The organism is Bradyrhizobium sp. NBAIM01 (genome assembly GCF_020194115.1).
In the GTDB taxonomy this organism is placed as follows: Bacteria; Pseudomonadota; Alphaproteobacteria; order Rhizobiales; family Xanthobacteraceae; genus Bradyrhizobium; species Bradyrhizobium yuanmingense.
Genome location: NZ_JADYVU010000019.1, coordinates 49,931 through 68,200, shown reverse-complemented (window position 1 = coordinate 68,200; position 18,270 = coordinate 49,931). Strand labels below are relative to the sequence as shown.

The 18,270-nt window shown below is 58.3% G+C and carries 9 protein-coding genes; 3 read left to right on the top strand and 6 right to left on the bottom strand.

Translation table 11 applies throughout. The features are described 5' to 3' along the window. Nucleotides 1-4: 4 nt before the first annotated feature. The 5 genes from I6F31_RS33325 to rfbC form a co-directional block, all read right to left on the bottom strand. On the bottom strand, nucleotides 5-7,285 hold the full coding sequence (locus I6F31_RS33325) for a DUF4082 domain-containing protein (protein WP_225186822.1): 7,281 nt from the start codon (nucleotides 7,283-7,285) through the stop codon (nucleotides 5-7). A gap of 109 nt (nucleotides 7,286-7,394) precedes the next feature. Beyond that, a complete protein-coding gene (rfbA, locus tag I6F31_RS33320; RefSeq protein WP_109143414.1) occupies nucleotides 7,395-8,282 on the bottom strand; it encodes a glucose-1-phosphate thymidylyltransferase RfbA in 888 nt (295 codons plus the stop codon). Next, entirely contained in the window at nucleotides 8,191-9,180 is a 990-nt protein-coding gene (gene rfbD, locus I6F31_RS33315) for a dTDP-4-dehydrorhamnose reductase (RefSeq protein ID WP_082641359.1), read from the bottom strand. The genes rfbA and rfbD overlap by 92 nt, the downstream gene beginning before the upstream one ends. A 7-nt stretch (nucleotides 9,181-9,187) precedes the next feature. After that, nucleotides 9,188-10,246, bottom strand: coding sequence for a dTDP-glucose 4,6-dehydratase (gene rfbB, locus I6F31_RS33310; RefSeq protein ID WP_225186821.1), 1,059 nt, complete (start codon nucleotides 10,244-10,246; stop codon nucleotides 9,188-9,190). Between the two features lie 14 nt (nucleotides 10,247-10,260). Next, nucleotides 10,261-10,818 (bottom strand): dTDP-4-dehydrorhamnose 3,5-epimerase, encoded by a 558-nt coding sequence (gene rfbC / locus I6F31_RS33305; protein ID WP_036029165.1) that lies wholly within the window; start codon nucleotides 10,816-10,818, stop codon nucleotides 10,261-10,263. 341 nt (nucleotides 10,819-11,159) lie between these two features. Between rfbC and I6F31_RS33300 the strand changes: the two genes are divergently transcribed. The 3 genes from I6F31_RS33300 to I6F31_RS33290 all read left to right on the top strand — a co-directional run bounded on the left by I6F31_RS33300 (nucleotide 11,160) and on the right by I6F31_RS33290 (nucleotide 17,206). After that, nucleotides 11,160-13,496 (top strand): AAA family ATPase, encoded by a 2,337-nt coding sequence (locus I6F31_RS33300; RefSeq protein WP_225132787.1) that lies wholly within the window; start codon nucleotides 11,160-11,162, stop codon nucleotides 13,494-13,496. A gap of 78 nt (nucleotides 13,497-13,574) precedes the next feature. After that, the gene (locus tag I6F31_RS33295) at nucleotides 13,575-15,587 is read left to right on the top strand and encodes a hypothetical protein (protein ID WP_225186820.1); all 2,013 of its coding nucleotides are present in this window, start codon (nucleotides 13,575-13,577) and stop codon (nucleotides 15,585-15,587) included. Nucleotides 15,588-15,736: 149 nt separating this feature from the next. Continuing rightward, nucleotides 15,737-17,206, top strand: coding sequence for an exopolysaccharide biosynthesis polyprenyl glycosylphosphotransferase (locus tag I6F31_RS33290; RefSeq protein WP_225186819.1), 1,470 nt, complete (start codon nucleotides 15,737-15,739; stop codon nucleotides 17,204-17,206). 62 nt (nucleotides 17,207-17,268) lie between these two features. Here I6F31_RS33290 and I6F31_RS33285 read toward each other — a convergent pair whose 3' ends face one another. Then, nucleotides 17,269-17,637: an H-NS histone family protein gene (locus I6F31_RS33285; RefSeq protein ID WP_036013596.1), complete on the bottom strand. Its 369-nt coding sequence runs from the start codon at nucleotides 17,635-17,637 to the stop codon at nucleotides 17,269-17,271. Nucleotides 17,638-18,270: the final 633 nt, after the last annotated feature.

Genomic DNA, 18,270 nt, shown 5'->3' with positions numbered 1-18,270 from the left:
TCTCCTATGCTGCTAGCTGAGGTCTGAACAGGACGTCTACGGCGTAACTCGTCGCGTTGAAACTGCTCGTCGGGAACAAACTATCGGTCCCATACGCGTAAACGCCGTTGCCGCCGCTCGACGACGACGACGGAGCCGTTAGCGGTCCACTCGTGAGGGAGCTGGCGAAGAGGTTTGGATCCGCAGAATAGCCCCCCGCACTGTGGTAAGACGCAATATACGTGGTCCCCGCCGCGATCGTCACCGGAGTGCTGAAGCTGACCTGCTGCCAGCCACTCGCCGTTTCGTTGGTGAACGTGGCCGTCGCCAGAAGCGTGCCGGTACTGCTCCACAGATCGGCAACGTGCGTACCCGTGTTGGACGGTCCCTTGTAGAAGCGTAGCCCGATGATATCACCTGGGGCGGAGGCCTGGAATTTCATACCAACCTCGATCGCCTGGCCATCGTTGGCCGATACAACACTCGGCGTGGGATTGGAGCTGAACAGGCTAACGACGTTGGACGATGGGGCATGCACCGTCACGTTGACGGAGGCGCTTGCAGTGCCGCCACGGCCGTCTGAGATGGAGTAGTCGAAAGAAGTCGGCCCGGTAAAGCCGCTCGCTGACGTAAACGTCACCGAATTGTTCTGGGCGTTGAAGCTGGCGGTCCCATTAGCGGCACCGCTCACGCCAGTGATCGTCAGAGCGTCTCCGTTCGGATCGGTATCGTTGGCAAGCAGTGCCGCCCCGTCGATAGTGAGAGGGACGCCTTGAGTGGCGTGGAAGCTGCTGTCAGTCGTAGCCACCGGTTGCTGGTTGCTGCCGCTGGTTCCGTTGAAGACGACGTCGACCCAGTAATTGCTGGCGTTGTACGTGCTGGTCGGAAACAGGTTAGCGGCGCCGTAGGTGTAGACGCCGTTGATGCTCGCAGGAGCCGTGAGTGGACCGCTGGTGCGCGCGGTGGTGAAGTAGTTGGTGGTGGACGCATAATGACCATTGCTGTGAAAGCTCGCCACATAGGTCGTGCCAGCCGAGATGGACACGGGATTGCTGAATGTGACGGTCTGCCAGCCACTGCTGCCCTCGTTGGTGAACGTCGCACTCGCCAGCAGCGTGCCGGTACTGCTCCACAACGAGCCCGTATGAGTCCCGGGGTCGTTTGCACTCTTGTAGTACTTGACGCCAGTGATCGTGCCGGCCACGGAGGACGTGAATTTCACGCCAAGATTGACTTGCGACGCATCGGAATTCGACAGGATGGCCGGCGTGTCCGAGCTCGAGAACAGGCTCACGGTTGAGGGCGTTGTCGTCACCGTGAGATCAAACGTCTCGCTGGCTGACAGGCCGCCGAGATCGGTGGCCGAGGCCTTGATGCTGAGGGTGCCAACATTGCTGGACGTTGGTGTACCGCTGAAGGTCCGCGTCGAGGCGTTGAAGGTCAGCCATGCGGGAAGTGCCGTGCCGTCGGCGGCTGTCGCCGTGTAGGCGAGCGAATCCCCGGAATCGACGTCGGTGAAGGTACCCGCAGGCAGCGTCAACGAGAATGGCGTACCGACCGTTGCGGTCTGATTGCCGGTCTGGGCGGCCAGCACCGGCGCGTCGTTGGCGCCATGGATTGTGACGGTGAGTGTGGACGATGCCGTGGCGCCGGCGGCGTCGCGCATCGTGTAATTGAAGATATCGCTGAGCGTGTCGGTCGACTGCCGCAAGGCCTGCACGGCCGCATCGGTCTCGTTGACCGTATATGTGAAGCCGCCCGAGGCATTGAGCACAAGGCTGCCGTGCGCTCCAGACAGCGCTGAACCGAGTGTGCCGCCGGTCGAGCCGAAGCTGACGGCGGTGACCGTCTTGGTGTCGCCCGCGTCGGGATCGGTATCGTTGGTCAGCACGTTGCCAATCGCCGCCGTGCCACCGACGCTGTTGCTCACGCCGCCCTTTTCGGTGGCATCACCGGTGTCGGCGACCGCAGTTGGCGCCGTATTGTTGGGACTGGAGGAGCCGTTGAAGACGACGTCGACCCAGTAATTGCTGGCGTTGTACGTGCTGGTCGGAAACAGGTTAGCGGCGCCGTAGGTGTAGACGCCGTTGATGCTCGCAGGAGCCGTGAGTGGACCGCTGGTGCGCGCGGTGGTGAAGTAGTTGGTGGTGGACGCATAATGACCATTGCTGTGAAAGCTCGCCACATAGGTCGTGCCAGCCGAGATGGACACGGGATTGCTGAATGTGACGGTCTGCCAGCCACTGCTGCCCTCGTTGGTGAACGTCGCACTCGCCAGCAGCGTGCCGGTACTGCTCCACAACGAGCCCGTATGAGTCCCGGGGTCGTTTGCACTCTTGTAGTACTTGACGCCAGTGATCGTGCCGGCCACGGAGGACGTGAATTTCACGCCAAGATTGACTTGCGACGCATCGGAATTCGACAGGATGGCCGGCGTGTCCGAGCTCGAGAACAGGCTCACGGTTGAGGGCGTTGTCGTCACCGTGAGATCAAACGTCTCGCTGGCTGACAGGCCGCCGAGATCGGTGGCCGAGGCCTTGATGCTGAGGGTGCCAACATTGCTGGACGTTGGTGTACCGCTGAAGGTCCGCGTCGAGGCGTTGAAGGTCAGCCATGCGGGAAGTGCCGTGCCGTCGGCGGCTGTCGCCGTGTAGGCGAGCGAATCCCCGGAATCGACGTCGGTGAAGGTACCCGCAGGCAGCGTCAACGAGAATGGCGTACCGACCGTTGCGGTCTGATTGCCGGTCTGGGCGGCCAGCACCGGCGCGTCGTTGGCGCCATGGATTGTGACGGTGAGTGTGGACGATGCCGTGGCGCCGGCGGCGTCGCGCATCGTGTAATTGAAGATATCGCTGAGCGTGTCGGTCGACTGCCGCAAGGCCTGCACGGCCGCATCGGTCTCGTTGACCGTATATGTGAAGCCGCCCGAGGCATTGAGCACAAGGCTGCCGTGCGCTCCAGACAGCGCTGAACCGAGTGTGCCGCCGGTCGAGCCGAAGCTGACGGCGGTGACCGTCTTGGTGTCGCCCGCGTCGGGATCGGTATCGTTGGTCAGCACGTTGCCAGTCGCCGCCGTGCCACCGACGCTGTTGCTCACGCCGCCCTTCTCGGTGGCATCACCGGTGTCGGCGACCGCAGTTGGCGCCGTATTGTTGGGACTAGAGGAGCCGTTGAAGACGACGTCGACCCAGTAGTTCGAGGATTTGAAGGTATTCGTCGGGAACGTGTTTCCGGATCCGTAGGCATAGACTCCGTTGCTGCCAGCCGGAGCTGTTAGCTGCCCGTTGGCAAGCGATGTCGTGAAATAGTTCTGGGTACCGGAATAATTGCCGTTGGTATGGTAAGACGCGACATAAATGGTGCCTGCCGTAATCGCCACAGGCGTAGAGAAGTTGACCTGCTGCCAGCCGCTGGCTGTCTCGTTCGTGAACGTCGCAGTTGCGAGCAGAGTTCCGGTCGAGCTCCAGAGATCCGCAATATGGGGACCCGTATTCAACGATCCCTTGTAGAAGCGCAGGCCGGTTATCGTCCCGTTCACCGATGCGGTGAACTTGACTCCGACTTCGACGGGGCTGGTATCCCCGGAATTGGGGACGCTTGGCGCATCATTGGTGCCGAACAGGCTCTGCGAGGAGACCGGATAGTTGACCTTGAGGGACACTTGGCCGGAACCACTTTGGCCGCTCGTGTCTGTGATCGTGTACGTGAAACTCGCCGCGCCGGCATAGCCATCGGTAGGAGCAAAGGTCACCGTCTGGTTCTGCGAGTTGTAGCTTACGCTTCCGTTGACCGGGTTACCGACGCTGGTAAGCGAGAAAGCCAGCCCGGACGGGTTGGTGTCGTTCGCAAGCAACGTCGATGCCGCAATATTCAGCAAGCCATTCTGGGTAACTGTGAAGCCACTGTCGCCATTAGCTTGTGGCGACGCCACGCCTGAATCATCGAAAACGACGTCTACCCAGTAATTCGGGGCCTTCGTGGAGGAAACGGTGCTGGGGAAGGTCGGGCCGCTGCCATAGGCATAGACACCGTTGAGACTGCTACCCGGCGCGGTGAGCGCACCTTTCGTAACGCCTCCATAACCGATGAAGTAGAAGTCGGTCGACGAATAGTGACCGGTGTTCGCGTGGTAGGAAGCAACATACGTCGTGCCAGCGTTCACGCTCACAGGCGTGGCGAAATTGACCTGCTGCCAGCCGCTCGCGGTTTCGTTGGTGAAGGTGGCGCTCGCAAGCAGCGTGCCGTTTGCGGTCCAGAGATCTCCGATGTGGGTGCCAGTATTCTGAGGCCCTTTGTAGAAGCGAATGCCGGTGATCTTCCCCGAGACGGCCGGGACGAATCTGACGCCGAGCTCAACCGAGGCGGAGTCGCTGTCTGAGAGCAACGCAGGCGTATCGGTACTACTGAAGAGTGTCAGGTTGGAAGATGGTGTGACCGTGTAGGTTGCGCCCGCACCGGATGTTTCCAGGTTCAGGCTGTCGTCGACCGCCCTGGTTTTGAGATTATAGGTCCCTTTGGCCCCTGTGACGAACGTGTATGACCAGGTCACGGTCGCCGCGCCGACATTGCTGTTGGTTGGGTGCCAGGTGTTTCCACCATCTGTGGAAATTTCGACGCCGGCAATCTTTCCGCCCGCGTCATTGGCCGTCCCCGTCACCGTGATCGATTGCCCCTCGACAACGCTGGCAGCCGAGAGATTGCCGATACTAGACGTCGGCGCCGTGGTGTCGGTCGACCGAATCGCGGCCGTCAGGTTTGCTTGCAGCGTCGCCGGCTGAACGCCCATATCAGCGAAAAGGTTGACCATCGCCTGCTGGACATTAGGGTCTACCGGAGTCGCAGGTCCGTCGTGGTCGCTTGCAAGCGCCCACGGCCAGTTGATCGAACCGGCCGAGAATATCAGTGCGCCACTGACGGGATCCCGATGCAGCACGAGATTGTGGGTTGCCGTGCCGTTTGCGAACGTGTTGCCATAATCGAGGAGAAGCTGTCCATTCACCTGCAATGTGGTAGATGAGACACTCATCAACCCCGCTGGGCGAAATCCGTTGTCCGGCGCCGTGTCCCATTCAACGCCTAACAGGCCAGGTACGAGCGAGGCGGTCTGCCCGGGTGACGTTTGCGCGACAGCCGTATTGCGCCAGAAGCGCAACTGGGTCATTGGATACGGTATCGTGATCGTATCGTACCGGAATGCGTTGACCGCGAACAATGTACCGGTCAACTCGTTCGAGGGGAGAGGCGGACCGAACCGCGGGTCAGAGAAATTGCCGGTCGCCTGTCCTGTTGGATCAATCAACGCATTTGCGTGCGTATCCTTGTAGCTAATGAGTGTGCGATTGGCTGATCCGCTGCCATCGATGCTGGGTGCCAACCTTGTTTTCCAATAGATCTCGTTGCCTGTGAGAAATGCAAGGTTCACGCCAGCATGCGCTGCGGCCTGTACGTTGGCACGCTGAGCTTCGGTCCAATACTCGTCGTGCCCCGCGTCCATGAAGATTTTGTGATTGAGCAACAACGAGCCGTTTGTCGCAGCATCGATTCCCGAAATGTAAGAAACGTCGTACCCGTTTTGCTCGAGCCACTGAATGGCCGCAAACTCAGCCGTGAACGGGGAGTCTCCCCCCTCGGAAAAAGTTCCCTCGCCGTCACGCGTTATGAGGGGGCGATTGTAACTGACCGCGTAGGCTGATCCACGGACGCCCGGACCATTCCCGAAATATAGGTTGGCCCCTCCCCAGCCATTGTAGGCTTGCCAGTCCTGATCACTTGTCTGGAGGACGATGTCGCTGTGCGAAGCGTCGTTCCTTATGATGAATGGGATCTGGAAAATCTCGGTGCCGTTGACGACGCTGGCTATGTAGACGCCCGAGACCGCATCGGCCGGTACGCTCCAGGAATCGGTCACGCTCCAATTGCCGGCATCGACGAGCCCGGTCGACGGATCGCGCAATGGATCGGGTTGGACGACCGCCGTTGCGGCCTGATGCTGCAGGCTCGTAACCAGCCTGGCACCATCGCCGCCGTAATAGCCGAGCCGGTAGACATCGACGCGATAGTTCGGGTTGCCGGTCAGGTTGTTGATCTTGAATTGGACCGTCCCTCCGACATTGGTGCTGATTGCTGTCGCAAATCCTTCTGTCAGAGTTGAATTCTCGCCCGGCTGAATCTGCCAGACACTCTTCGGCGTACCTGGCTTCTGGTTTTCCAGTACAATGGGATTCGTGGGCGGATCGGAAACAATGGTGCCTCCCTGCCCATCGCTTTCAAAATTCCAATTCAAGTCCATCCCCGAGAACAGCAAGGAGACATTGGCCGCACCGTTGCTGAAATCGACCGTGCTGATATTCGAGCTATTGTCGTATTGGCCGGTCGCCGACATCGACGATGTAAAGGGGAGATCCTTCAAGTCGATGAGGTTGCCTGGCGCAAGCGGCGCTCCCGGCGACGAACCCGCGATCAAGCCGTGGAAGTTGGCCGACTGATCGAGGACAAGCGTGCCAGTTCCCGTTTCGAACGACACCGTTATGCCGGAGAACGATCCATTCAAGAACTGGCCGGAAACCGAACCTCCGATCTCCAAGATCGCCTTGTCTGCAATCTCGAAAGATCCAGTACCGCTGACGTCACCCCTGAACTCCCCGGTCGGAATGCGATTGCCGAGGAACGCTCCAACCTCGACTGTCCCATTGTTCAGCACATCGCGTTCGACGATAAATGGCGAGCCGGCATCCAACGAAAGCGTCGCACCTGCATCGAGGATTAGACTCCCAATATCAACACCGCCCGAGCTCGTGACGACATACGTTCCGGCTGCATCGAGGAACGCAGCGTCGATGGTGCCTGGGAGCCCGGCGCTCCAGTTCGCTGCGACATTCCAGGCTCCGTCAATCGGATGCACCCAGTGAGTGGCGCCTGGGGTGGAAGTCGATTGTGATTTCCGCGCCGCTTCGCTCGCCACAAATGAGAGCGTTGGCGTCAGGCCATTATGACCGCTCGTCAAAGACGTCGAAGATAGCAGCGCAGGCAATCGCGACCGGGAAGGTGCAGCGAAGAGAGCGGGCAAAACGCCGCGCAAGCCCGCCGAGTCGGCCCGAGACGTCCGTTCGAAGAACGAGACGTCCCCCCCTGGAGCGAATGCCCCGCTTACTGACCGATCAACACCCCGCGGAGCCCAGAGGCCAAGTGCGTCGAAACCCGCGAAAGCGCTCGCGACCGGCAATTCCTGCCAAAGGGCTGGAACATCCTGCTCCCAAAGAACGTGCCGAGTTCCCCGGCCGAAGGCGTTCGCCTTTTGAACCAGCATGAGCATACCGATTAAATAAATAATCGCCTCTCAATATTTTAATTGTCTTTTAAACTGCGGTCAATTCAATACATTAATTTAACTCAGATTCGATATCGGCCGAGTGGTGCTAACGCGAGGCAAACTGCGGCAGTCGCGTGATTTCGCTCAGATATTTGCCGTAGCCGCTCTTCTCCAATGGTTGAGCCAACGCTAGAAGTTGATCGCGATCAATGAAGCCAAGTCTGAACGCGACCTCCTCGAGGCACGCAATCTTCATTCCCTGCCGCTTCTCCAGGGTCTGGACGAACGTTCCTGCGTCGATGAGAGATTCGACCGTGCCGGTATCCAACCACGCAAATCCCCGCCCCATGCGTTCAACGTGGAGCGCATTGGCCGAAAGGTAACGCATCTGAAGATCGGTAATCTCGAGCTCGCCGCGCGCCGATGGCTCGACACGGCGAGCGTAGCGGACGACGCGGTTGTCGAAAAAATACAGCCCCGTGATTGCCCAGTTCGAAGCCGGCCGTTTGGGTTTCTCTTCAATCGACACGGGGCGGTCCGCTTCATCAAACGCGACCACGCCGTACCGTTCTGGGTCTCGCACGTGATAGGCAAAGACGGTTGCGCCTTCCGCGCGACCTGCCGCCCTGGCAAGCAACTCGCTCAGGCCATCTCCGAAGAAAATATTATCCCCAAGCACCATCGCCACGCGATCGCTTCCGATGAAATCGGCCCCGACAATGAACGCGTCTGCCAGACCAGCGGGGCGGGTTTGTTCGGCATAGCTAAGCTTGATCCCCCATTGGCTGCCGTCGCCTAGCAATCCCTCGAACTGACACCGATCCGACGGCGTGGTGATGATCAGAATTTCGCGGATCCCTGCCAGCATCAGCGTCGACAGGGGATAGTAGATCATGGGCTTGTCATAGATCGGAAGTAACTGCTTGCTGACCACTCGTGTGATCGGATAGAGGCGCGTTCCGCTGCCGCCAGCCAGCACGATTCCCTTCAGCATCGGTTTCTCCTTCTCCGACCAGCTGGTCCAGACAAACTTGGAGTGAATGGCGCCAAGGCGCCAAGCGGATCCCGAACACGCGTTCGGCCTTGGATGAGTCCAGACGCGAGTTCAGAGGCCGGCGCGCAGCGGTCGGAAACTCCTCAGTCGTGATCGCCTCGAGCGCCCGAATCCGCGCTCCACGACGGGAACACTCGTGGAAGATTGCCTGCGCAAAATCGTGCCAGCTTGCCTCGCCTTGGCCACCGAGATGAAAGATGCCGGCCGTGGCCCTGCGATCGTCGGTTAGTGATCGCTGAGCGATCCGAAGGACGGCTTCTGCGAGGTCGAACGCGTAAGTCGGGTTACCATGTTGGTCGCTGACAACCCTTACGACCTGCTGCGTCTCGCATAGCCGCAGCATCGTTCGGACGAAGTTGCTGCCATAGGGACTGTAAAGCCAGGAGCATCTGATCACGGTCGCGAGCGGGTGCGCTGCCAATACAGCAGCCTCCCCGGCAAGCTTGGATGCGCCGTAGACGTTCAACGGCGCCGGAATGTCGCTTTCGTCGTACGCCTCGGGTTTCGCACCGTCGAATACATAGTCGGTCGAGAGATGGATGAGCGGAATGTTCATTTGCCACGCGACATCCGCCAGCGCGGCCGCGCCATCGCGATTGATGCTGAAGGCCCTCGCCGCTTCAGCTTCGGCCTGATCTACCGCCGTATAGGCGGCCGTGTTGATGATCGCAGACGGCCCGATCGACGCAATGAGCTTGTCGATACCTTCCCGATTCTCTAGATCGAGTTCTGGGCGCCCGAGAGCCACCGCAGGCAAACCGCGCGTTGTGGCAAGATCACGAAGGCACATTGCCAGCTGACCATTCCGTCCGGCAAAGAGGATTGGTCGATCTGTCATCTCCACCTCAGTTTTGGGCGGCCAGGAGACCCAGACGCGAGCCGTCATAGACCCCACTACGAGCACGCTCCCACCAGGCGCGGTTCTTGAGATACCATCCGACGGTTTCGAACAGGCCGTGTTCGAAGGTTCTGATCGGTTTCCAGCCGAGCTCGCGATGTGCTTTCGATGCGTCTATTGCATAGCGGGCATCATGCCCGGGACGATCCGGCACGAACGTAATGAGAGAACGTCTGCACCCCGCGCCCGGAGATAAGCGATCCACAACGTCACAGATCCGGGTGACGACCTCCAGGTTGGATCGCTGGGCATCTCCGCCGAAGTTGTACTTCTCGCCGGGCCTTCCTTCGTGCAAAAGTCGTATCAAGCCCGCGGCATGATCATCGACGTGAAGCCAGTCGCGGATATTCCTTCCGTCGCCATAGACCGGCAGAGGCTTCCGGTCGATCGCATTGAGAATCGTCAGCGGGATGAGCTTTTCCGGAAACTGATACGGCCCGTAATTGTTCGAGCAGTTCGACACGATCACCGGCAGGCCGTAGGTCCGAAACCACGCGAGTGCGAGGTGGTCCGCGGCGGCCTTGCTCGCCGAATAGGGCGAGCTCGGCCTGTAGGGTGTATCCTCGCGAAATAGATCATCTGGTCCCAACGAGCCGTAGACTTCGTCTGTCGACACATGGATGAATCGGAAGTGCTTCCGCCTCGAAGCCGGTAGACGTTCGTAGTAGGCTCTGGCCGTCTCCAACAGCGTGTAGGTGCCAACCACATTGGTATTGACGAAGGCGTCAGGTCCGTTGATGGAGCGGTCGACGTGGCTTTCGGCGGCCAGATGTATGATCGCGTCAGGCTCATAGTCAGCGAACGCAAGATCCATGACCGCGCGATGGCAGATGTCGGATTGCAGGAACGCATAAGTCTCCAGCTTCTCGATGCTCGCGAGCGAAGCCAGATTGGCTGCATACGTCAACTTGTCTATGTTGATCACTGCGGCACCGGTCTGTAGCACCAAACGGCGACAGACCGCAGAACCGATAAAGCCCGCTCCGCCGGTCACCAAGATACGCATTCTACTCGTCTCCACTAGTCGAAAACGCAACCGAGCTGGCTGAGCGTAGGAAGAGTCTGATCCTTTGGCGACACGTGGGCTTCTGAGGACGTCACGGGCCACTCGATCGCTAACCTTGGATCAGCCCAATAAACGCCACCGTCATGACTTGGGGCATAGACCTGGTCGACTTTGTATAAGACGACGGTCTTGGGCTGCAGCGTACAGAAGCCGTGCGCAAACCCCTTCGGGATGAACACCTGCTCGCCGGTTTCACTATCCAACTGTATCGCGATGTGCTTGCCGAAGCTGGGCGATGAACGCCGGAGGTCAACTGCAATATCGAGAATCGCCCCGCTCAACACCCGTATCAACTTCGCCTGGGCGAACGGCGGCCGCTGGAAGTGCAGGCCGCGCACCGTGCCGATCTGATCCGAGCTGGACTGATTGTCTTGAACAAAGTCATGGAGAATTCCCTTCTCTGCAAACGCTGATCGCTGGAAGGTCTCAGAGAAGTAACCGCGGGCGTCGGAAAACCGATCTGTGCGAATGACTTTGACATCAGGGATCGCCAAGGATCGCAGCTCCAACATTGGGTACCCTTCTGTCCGCTCTCAATTCGTTGAGGCGGACCATAATCCCCGTCGAGATTAATCTTCACGCTCACAATCAACCACGAAACCGTCGCACGATTTCGGCGAAAGCCGTTAGATCAGCCTGCAAGTCACGGAAATCTCAGGGCATTAGCAAACGCCCCTTTGAGCAAAGCCGCCGCACCTGCATTTTTCATCTCCGCTTCGATTAATATATTGTCTATTTAATTTGGCAAGCAGGTTTTTATAAGGTATATAATTTCATACCATCTCGCAGATCGCTTTAAATGCCGCCTGCGGGCGGGCGGGCGCAATGTGACCAATCGTCGGACAGGTACGTGATGCTTCAGAACAATCTTCAACATGCGGATAGAATGCGGCTGCCGGTGAACGGACCGGCTCAACCCGCCCAGGCGGACGGTGGAGGGATCACCGACGTCATCAATTTCGGCATCGGGCTACTACGGCGTCAGTATCTCGTAATCCTTGTTACCGCCGTACTCGCCACTGCGGCCAGCTTGCTCTATCTCCGTGTGGCTTCCCCAACCTATACGGCGCAGGTTCAGATCCTTTTGGCCAATCCCAGGCCTCAATTTGTCCAGCAGCAATCACTCCTCGCCGAGCCGGCCTTCGATCTCAGTCAAATCGAGACACAGCTTCAGCTCCTGAGATCAAAGGCCAATGCGGTTGCAGTAATTGACAAGTTGAAACTGGCCGAGGATCCGGACTTTAGTGCATCCGGCCTCTCTTTGCAGGCGCTCTGGCAACGAATTTGGCCATGGCCCTCGACTAGATCGAAGAAGGATGCGCCACCCGAGACGAATGGCGAACCATCGGACACTCTCGTAGACGCATTTCTCAGTCGGCTTTCCGCTGGACGTGTCGGGTACAGCCGGGTCATTGAGATCAGCTACAGCTCGAGCAACGCAGCTCGGGCCGCGGAGATCGTGAATGCGATAGCCGACACTTATGTTGCAGACCAGCTCAATGCAAAATTCGACGCCAATCGCAAGGCAACCAGTTGGCTGCAGGAGAGGCTACGTGATCTGGGGGACCAAGCCCTCGCCGCGCAACGTGCCGTCGACGTCTACAAGGCTCAGAACAACATTGTTTCTCTGGGTGGAAAGCCCATCGACGAGCAGCAGATCACGGAAATCAACAATCGATTGGCCGCCGCACGTGCTCAGACATCTGAAGCCACCGCCAAGTTGGCTCGTTATGAAACTCTCCTTGCCGTCGACCCGAAAAAGCCGTCCTCTATAGACAATCTGGATGCTATTGGAACGGATGCGCTTAACAGCCAGATTATTACCGGGCTACGCCAGCAATATCTGGAGCTCACCAGACGGGAGGCCGAGTTGGCCGCGAGGGTCGGTCGTGACCACTTGGCAGTCGTCAATATCCGGAACCGCGCGCGAGAGTTCCGCGTCTCCATTTTTGACGAGGTCAAGAGACTTGCCGAGGTCAGCCGAAGCGAATTCGAACTGGCCAAACAGCGCCAGGAAGAGATCGAAAAGCAATTATCCAAAGCCGTTTCGCAATCCCGTTCGGTCAATTCTGCTGAGCTGACCATCAAGGACTTGGAAAGCAAGGCAAAGGGCCTGCATAGCTTGTACGAGACCTTCCTTCAGCGCTACATGGGCTCTACACAGCAGGAGACGTTTCCCACCTCGGATACGCGGGTACTTTTTCCGGCTTCGCCGCCGGCGAGCAAGAGCAAGCCGAAAGCAAGGTTGATCCTGGCGTTTGGCATTCTCGGCGGTCTCGCGCTGGGCATCGGCTTGGCGCTCCTCAGAGACCTCATGGACCGCGTCTTTCGGACCTCTTCACAGGTGGAAACCGTACTGGAGTTGCCTTGTCTATCTTTGGTCCCGTTGTTGCCGGCCCGCAAATCTCCCAAACCACCAATCCGCCTTCAGAAGACCGATGATGATGTTCAGCGACGGATAGCCTCGTCTCCAACCGCAATTCATCAGACCGTGGTCGGGATGCCACTATCTCGATATACGGAGGCCATTCGTTCCATCAAGCTAGCGATCGACCACAACCCGGCGAAAATCTCTTCCCAGGTCGTCGGCATTACCTCTGCGTTACCGAATGAGGGGAAGACCACGATTGCAGCCTCGCTCGCACAGTTGATCGGGCACACCGGCAAAAGAGCTATCATCGTCGATTGCGACCTCAGGAATCCGTCACTAACCGGCATCTTCGCGCCCAAGGCGGCCTGCGGGATCATCGAAGTAGCAAACGGTAGCCGGTCGCTCGCCGAAGCTGTCTGGAGGGACCCGACGACCAATCTTGCATTTCTGCCCGCCGTGCGTCGCGGACCTTTGCTCCACACCAGCGAAATTCTTTGCGCGGACTCGATAAGCAAACTCTTCGACCGTTTACGAGCCGAGTATGACTACATCATCGTCGACCTTCCGCCCTTGACGCCGTTGGTGGATGTTCGAGCCACTTCATCCCTGATTGACTGCTACATTCTCGTTGTTGAATGGGGCCGGACCAAGATTGATGTCGTGCAACACGCTCTGCACACGGCACCAAACGTTCACGAATCTCTGATTGGGGCAGTTCTCAGCAAGACCGATACCAAGGCGATGGCTCGATATGACGGTCATCGGAGCTACTATTACCATGATAGCCATTACATCCGTTATGGTCTTTCTGGCTCTTGAGGCTCGCTCATAGCGGCCTGCCCCTTTAGCTGGCCTGAGGGACCAGCGGAGTGACCGCACAATACCACGGGTGTTCACATGATGGTCCGGCTTGTCATATTGGCCGAGTTGGTGGCGATTGCCGCGGCGTTTGCAATGCCAGAAAGCCTGCAGGCCTGGGTATTGATATCGGTCGTACTCGCAACAGCGGCGCTAACGGTCGCGATCTTTCTACCTCCCTCCTCCCTCGGGCTTGCTAAACTGCTCCGTCCTAGTCTCGTCGTTGTACTCGCGGCTCCGGCGCTCTGGATGGCTTTGCAGGCGGTGCCGATGCCGATTGGCAAACTCGGCAATCCCATTTGGGCTACTGCATCGGCGACCTTAAACGAGCCCCTCGCCGAAAAAATCACAGTCGACACCACGGCGACCATGTTCTCGCTCGTGCAGTATTGCGCCGTGCTTGCTGCAGGTCTCACTGCAGCAGTCATTGCGCTTGACCGACATCGCGCAGCGCGACTGCTACATATTCTGCTGTCGATAGCCACAATCGTTACCGCCTTGTGGTTCGGCAGGGAAATAACCGGTGTGGCTGGGCCCGATGGCTCAACCGTCGCGGTGCTCGGTGTGTTGCTCTCCTGCGCAACGGCAATTCGTGCGGTCGATCAAATACTCCGACGCAGTCGGCCAGGAACAATTGCGCTAGGCCCTCTCCCTGCGTTGTCCGTCGCGACCATCGCATTGATTGTCTGTATGGCGGCGCTGCTCATTCGGGGCAACTCAACTGCACTCGTCTCGGCCCTCCTCGGCTCAGAAATCTTGCTCTCGGTGTTCGCGGTTCGCAGGTGGTTCCCGGGATTGTGGGGTACCGCTGGCGTCCTTGCGACTGCCACGATTGTCTTCATTGCCACGGCTACGGTCATTCCCTTCAGAACGAACACCGATCTGGCGATCGTCTTGTCAATGAGCAGTCAGGCCGCGACAGAACGGATGCTGCAGGACGTCGCGCCGGCAGGATCCGGTGCGGGTGCTTCGACGGTACTTTTGCCGATTTATCAGGACGCCGGAGTTGGCGACTCGCCGGAAAGACCAACCGCCGCCGCCACGATCGTTATAGACATGGGGTGGGCTTTTCTCTGCGCGGTCGTGGTTGCTGCCTTGCTCTGCGCTTCTGTGCTGATCAGACGTGCTCTGTCGCGTGCTTACGATTACGTCTTCCCAGCGCTGGGCGCCGGTGCATTGATTGCAGTGACGATACTCGCGTTTTCCGATCATGGTATTCTGGGTTTAGGAGCATCGCTTCTGCTCGCTGCGCTTTTTGGGCTGGCGTTCGGTCAAAGCCTCTCCGACGCAGGACGTGACGCCATATCTTCTGAGCCGAAAGCGACGTCTGACCAAATTGCAGTTCAAGCACCTGCGCCTCGCCGAACGTCGACCCCAACGGTAGTCGCCATTTGGCCCCGCGTTAGCCTGATGGTACTTGGTATTGTGCTGATCGTGGAGGCAGCGTGGATGGCCCTTCCTGAGCGGTATCTCGGTGCAAGATCGTCTTTGCCGGCAGTTCTGTCGACTGCAGCAGCAGGGCCGAGCGCGATGTCGAAGACGATTTCCCTTGCGGCAGCGCGCAAAGATTTGTTGATCCGAGGGGAATCAACATTCAACCGGGATTCAGCTCTGGCTGCCGACGAACAAAGGACAGCTCCTCCCATGACTTCGGACGAGTTTGCCCGTGCATTGCGCTCTTCGCCACTCCGCGGCGACATTTGGCTCTTGCTCGCGGCGACGTCGAAGCACAGTTCGCCCCAGCCCAACACGGCAGCGATGCTCAGAATGTCATACTATACTGCGCCGAATGATTTGGACCTGCTTCCGTTGCGCGTATCGGTCGCACTCGCCGCAGATGTCATGGTGCGGGAGCCCGACCTGCGGGAATTGATCAAACGGGACGTCAGCCTCGTCGTTAGGCATCGCCCTGCCCTCAAGCCAGCCCTTGTGACCGCGTACCGGTCAGCCTCGGCTGATGGTAAGATCTATTTCGAAGGCCTGATTTCGGAACTCGATCCGACGTTCCTCGACCAGGTGCACGCGCAGAGTTCGCAAAGGGGTTCTCGATAACCTCAAGAGCCGCGCCCTCAGCCCACGCCACGATCGCAGATCGGCGACAAAGGGGCGCACGCCATTAAATTTGCGGAACCCGGGTTTTTGCTTGATAAGCGCGATTAATTAATAAATAATTAAATATTAAATCGCAGAGCCCCCGGCACATGAATTTCGTGAACCGACATTTCCCCGATCGGGAGGTTACGGGTCGCCTCAGTCCCGAACCGACGGTATTCCGCGAGCCCAAATGGCCCCTCCGTTATGACGCGATCGAGCACGTGGTGCTCGGTGCTGATGTTGCGACTATTCTGTTCGCCAGTCTCGTCTCTACATTGCTTTACCAAGCTCAGTATGGGCAAGCCGCGGCCAACTTGGCCAACGCCCTTGGCTTGGCGCTGGTTAGCGCAGCTTGTCTCGTTTGCCTGCTGAAGACCTACGGCCTTTATCAGCCGGTTGAGCTCCTCGTCCTCCGAAACCAGATGCGCGCGGTCTGTTTAGCTTGGATGTCTTCAGTACTTTTCATCTTGGCGGTGTACGGCTTCGCAATTCGCCCGGAGACATCTCAGCACCCAGGCCTGCTCTTCGCGGTCTTGGGCCTGAGCTTACTTTTGGGCGAACGGTGGGGAGTCAAGGTGCTTCTCGGAAGGGCCCTGAGCGGCAGGAGGTTTGCCACTACAAACATTGTTCTGATCAGCGATCAACCATTGGCGAAGAACGTGGGATTGTCCGAGACCTTGTCGATGCACGGGTATCTCGTGAAGAAACGGTTCAGCTTGCCTCCGTTAGGCTTCGGTCCTGCCTGCCGAAGGCGGCTCACGACGCGCGTCATCGACTACATCCGCACTTGCCATCTTGATCAGGTGGTGGTGGAAGCTGAACCGGAGCGATGGCCCGAACTGCGAGCCTTTGTTGCCGATCTGCGCGTTTTGCCCTTCCCGATTATATTCGTGCCCGTTGGCACGACATCCGAATTGCTTCGACACCCCAAGCGGAGTCTTGGAAGCGCCGTTTGTGTAGAGCTCCAGCGTGGCCCCCTCACACCGCTGGAGTGCGCGATCAAGCGGACGATTGACGTTATCGGTGCGGGCCTCGCATTGGTGATGCTCGCCCCGCTGCTTGCGCTCACCGCGGTGGCGATCAAGTTAGATTCCCCGGGTCCTGTATTCTTTCGGCAGCAACGCTGTGGCTTTAACGGCCGAATCTTCTTGATCCGTAAATTCCGGACCATGCGTGTGCTCGAGGACGGGCCCGTAATCCTTCAGGCCAACCGCGCCGATCGACGCGTTACCCGCGTCGGCAAATGGCTGCGCCGAATGAGCTTCGATGAATTGCCGCAACTGCTAAACGTTCTCGATGGCAGCATGTCGCTCGTGGGCCCGCGTCCTCACGCCGTGGCTCACGACAGTGAATTTGACAAGCTTGTGCGAAACTACGCGCTTCGGCACCGGGTCAGGCCGGGATTGACTGGCTGGGCTCAAGTCCATGGCTGCCGGGGCGCCACTCCCACAGCAGTCATGGTCGAAACACGTGTCCAATATGATCTCTGGTACATCGACAACTGGAGTCTTGGGTTGGATCTCGCAATCCTCCTGCGAACTCCGGTAGAGGTCTTGCGAGGGCGCAATGCCTACTAGAGCACAGATCATGCGAGTAGCGCCTCTTATTGGCCCTTACACTCCTGCCAATTACCGATTAGTCACGCACGCTGGCGAAGCTTCGGACTTGCTTCGCCAATGCGAAACTCTTCAATTCTCCGGCCAGACTTCATTGCGGCAACCAACCAGCGCGGCCGCTTACCACGTCCCGACCAGGTCTCGGCCGTCTGCGGATTCCGATATTTCGGCAGCACCCGAGGATATTTGCGTCTCGGCTTGCCGGTCGAAGACGCGCCTGCCGGGCTCGAATCCGCCAAAACAGCCATCCCGCCCCCAAGTGCCGCTAAGCGCTTTTCCAGTTCGTTCTTTTCCGCTTTGATCCGGTCAGACAGGATCCCGCTGATTTCCTCATGAAGCGACCAGAGATCGTCAAGGGACATCGCTTCTAACTCAAGTTTCTTAGCCGCCATGATCTCACCGTGTAGTTGCGCCCAACCCAATATTGCCTCTGTCGATATATTAATCAAGACAGAGAGCCCGATTATCCCAGAAGAATGTTTGGAACCGAACTGGAACTGGCGCTCCAGATAACTGGGTCCACGTTAATAATCAAGCCGGGAAAATGAGCGATCCGCACAATTTAACCGCGTACAGGAGATGCGCACATCTATTTGCTTAATCACCGCGCGGGAACTGCTCAAGCCCCATCAGAGATGGCATATGAGCCGATCCCCGTCAGGGACCTGCCACGCCGCAGCATTAGATGCTGACGCGCCGGACTGCTTTTGTTAAGCCTCGGCTGGCCTACCGCCTTGCGGCCTCCCCAGAGACGCAAACGGCAGCTAATAATCCCAATATCCTTCAGCGCGCGCCGTCTGAGCTCGATTTGGAAGCTCAGGGCCCGGATATCGGACAACACGGTCGACGGAGCCGCAAACCGGCCGACTGAATTCTGAAGACGTTCAAGAGGATACTCGATCAAACCATGCCTCCTCTACGCATCTTCGCAAGATTCTTTGCCACCAAGATCAATTAATAAAATAATCGTCGCATTAATTATTAAATAATATATAATAGATTTATTGCATGGTCAATTTGAGCAC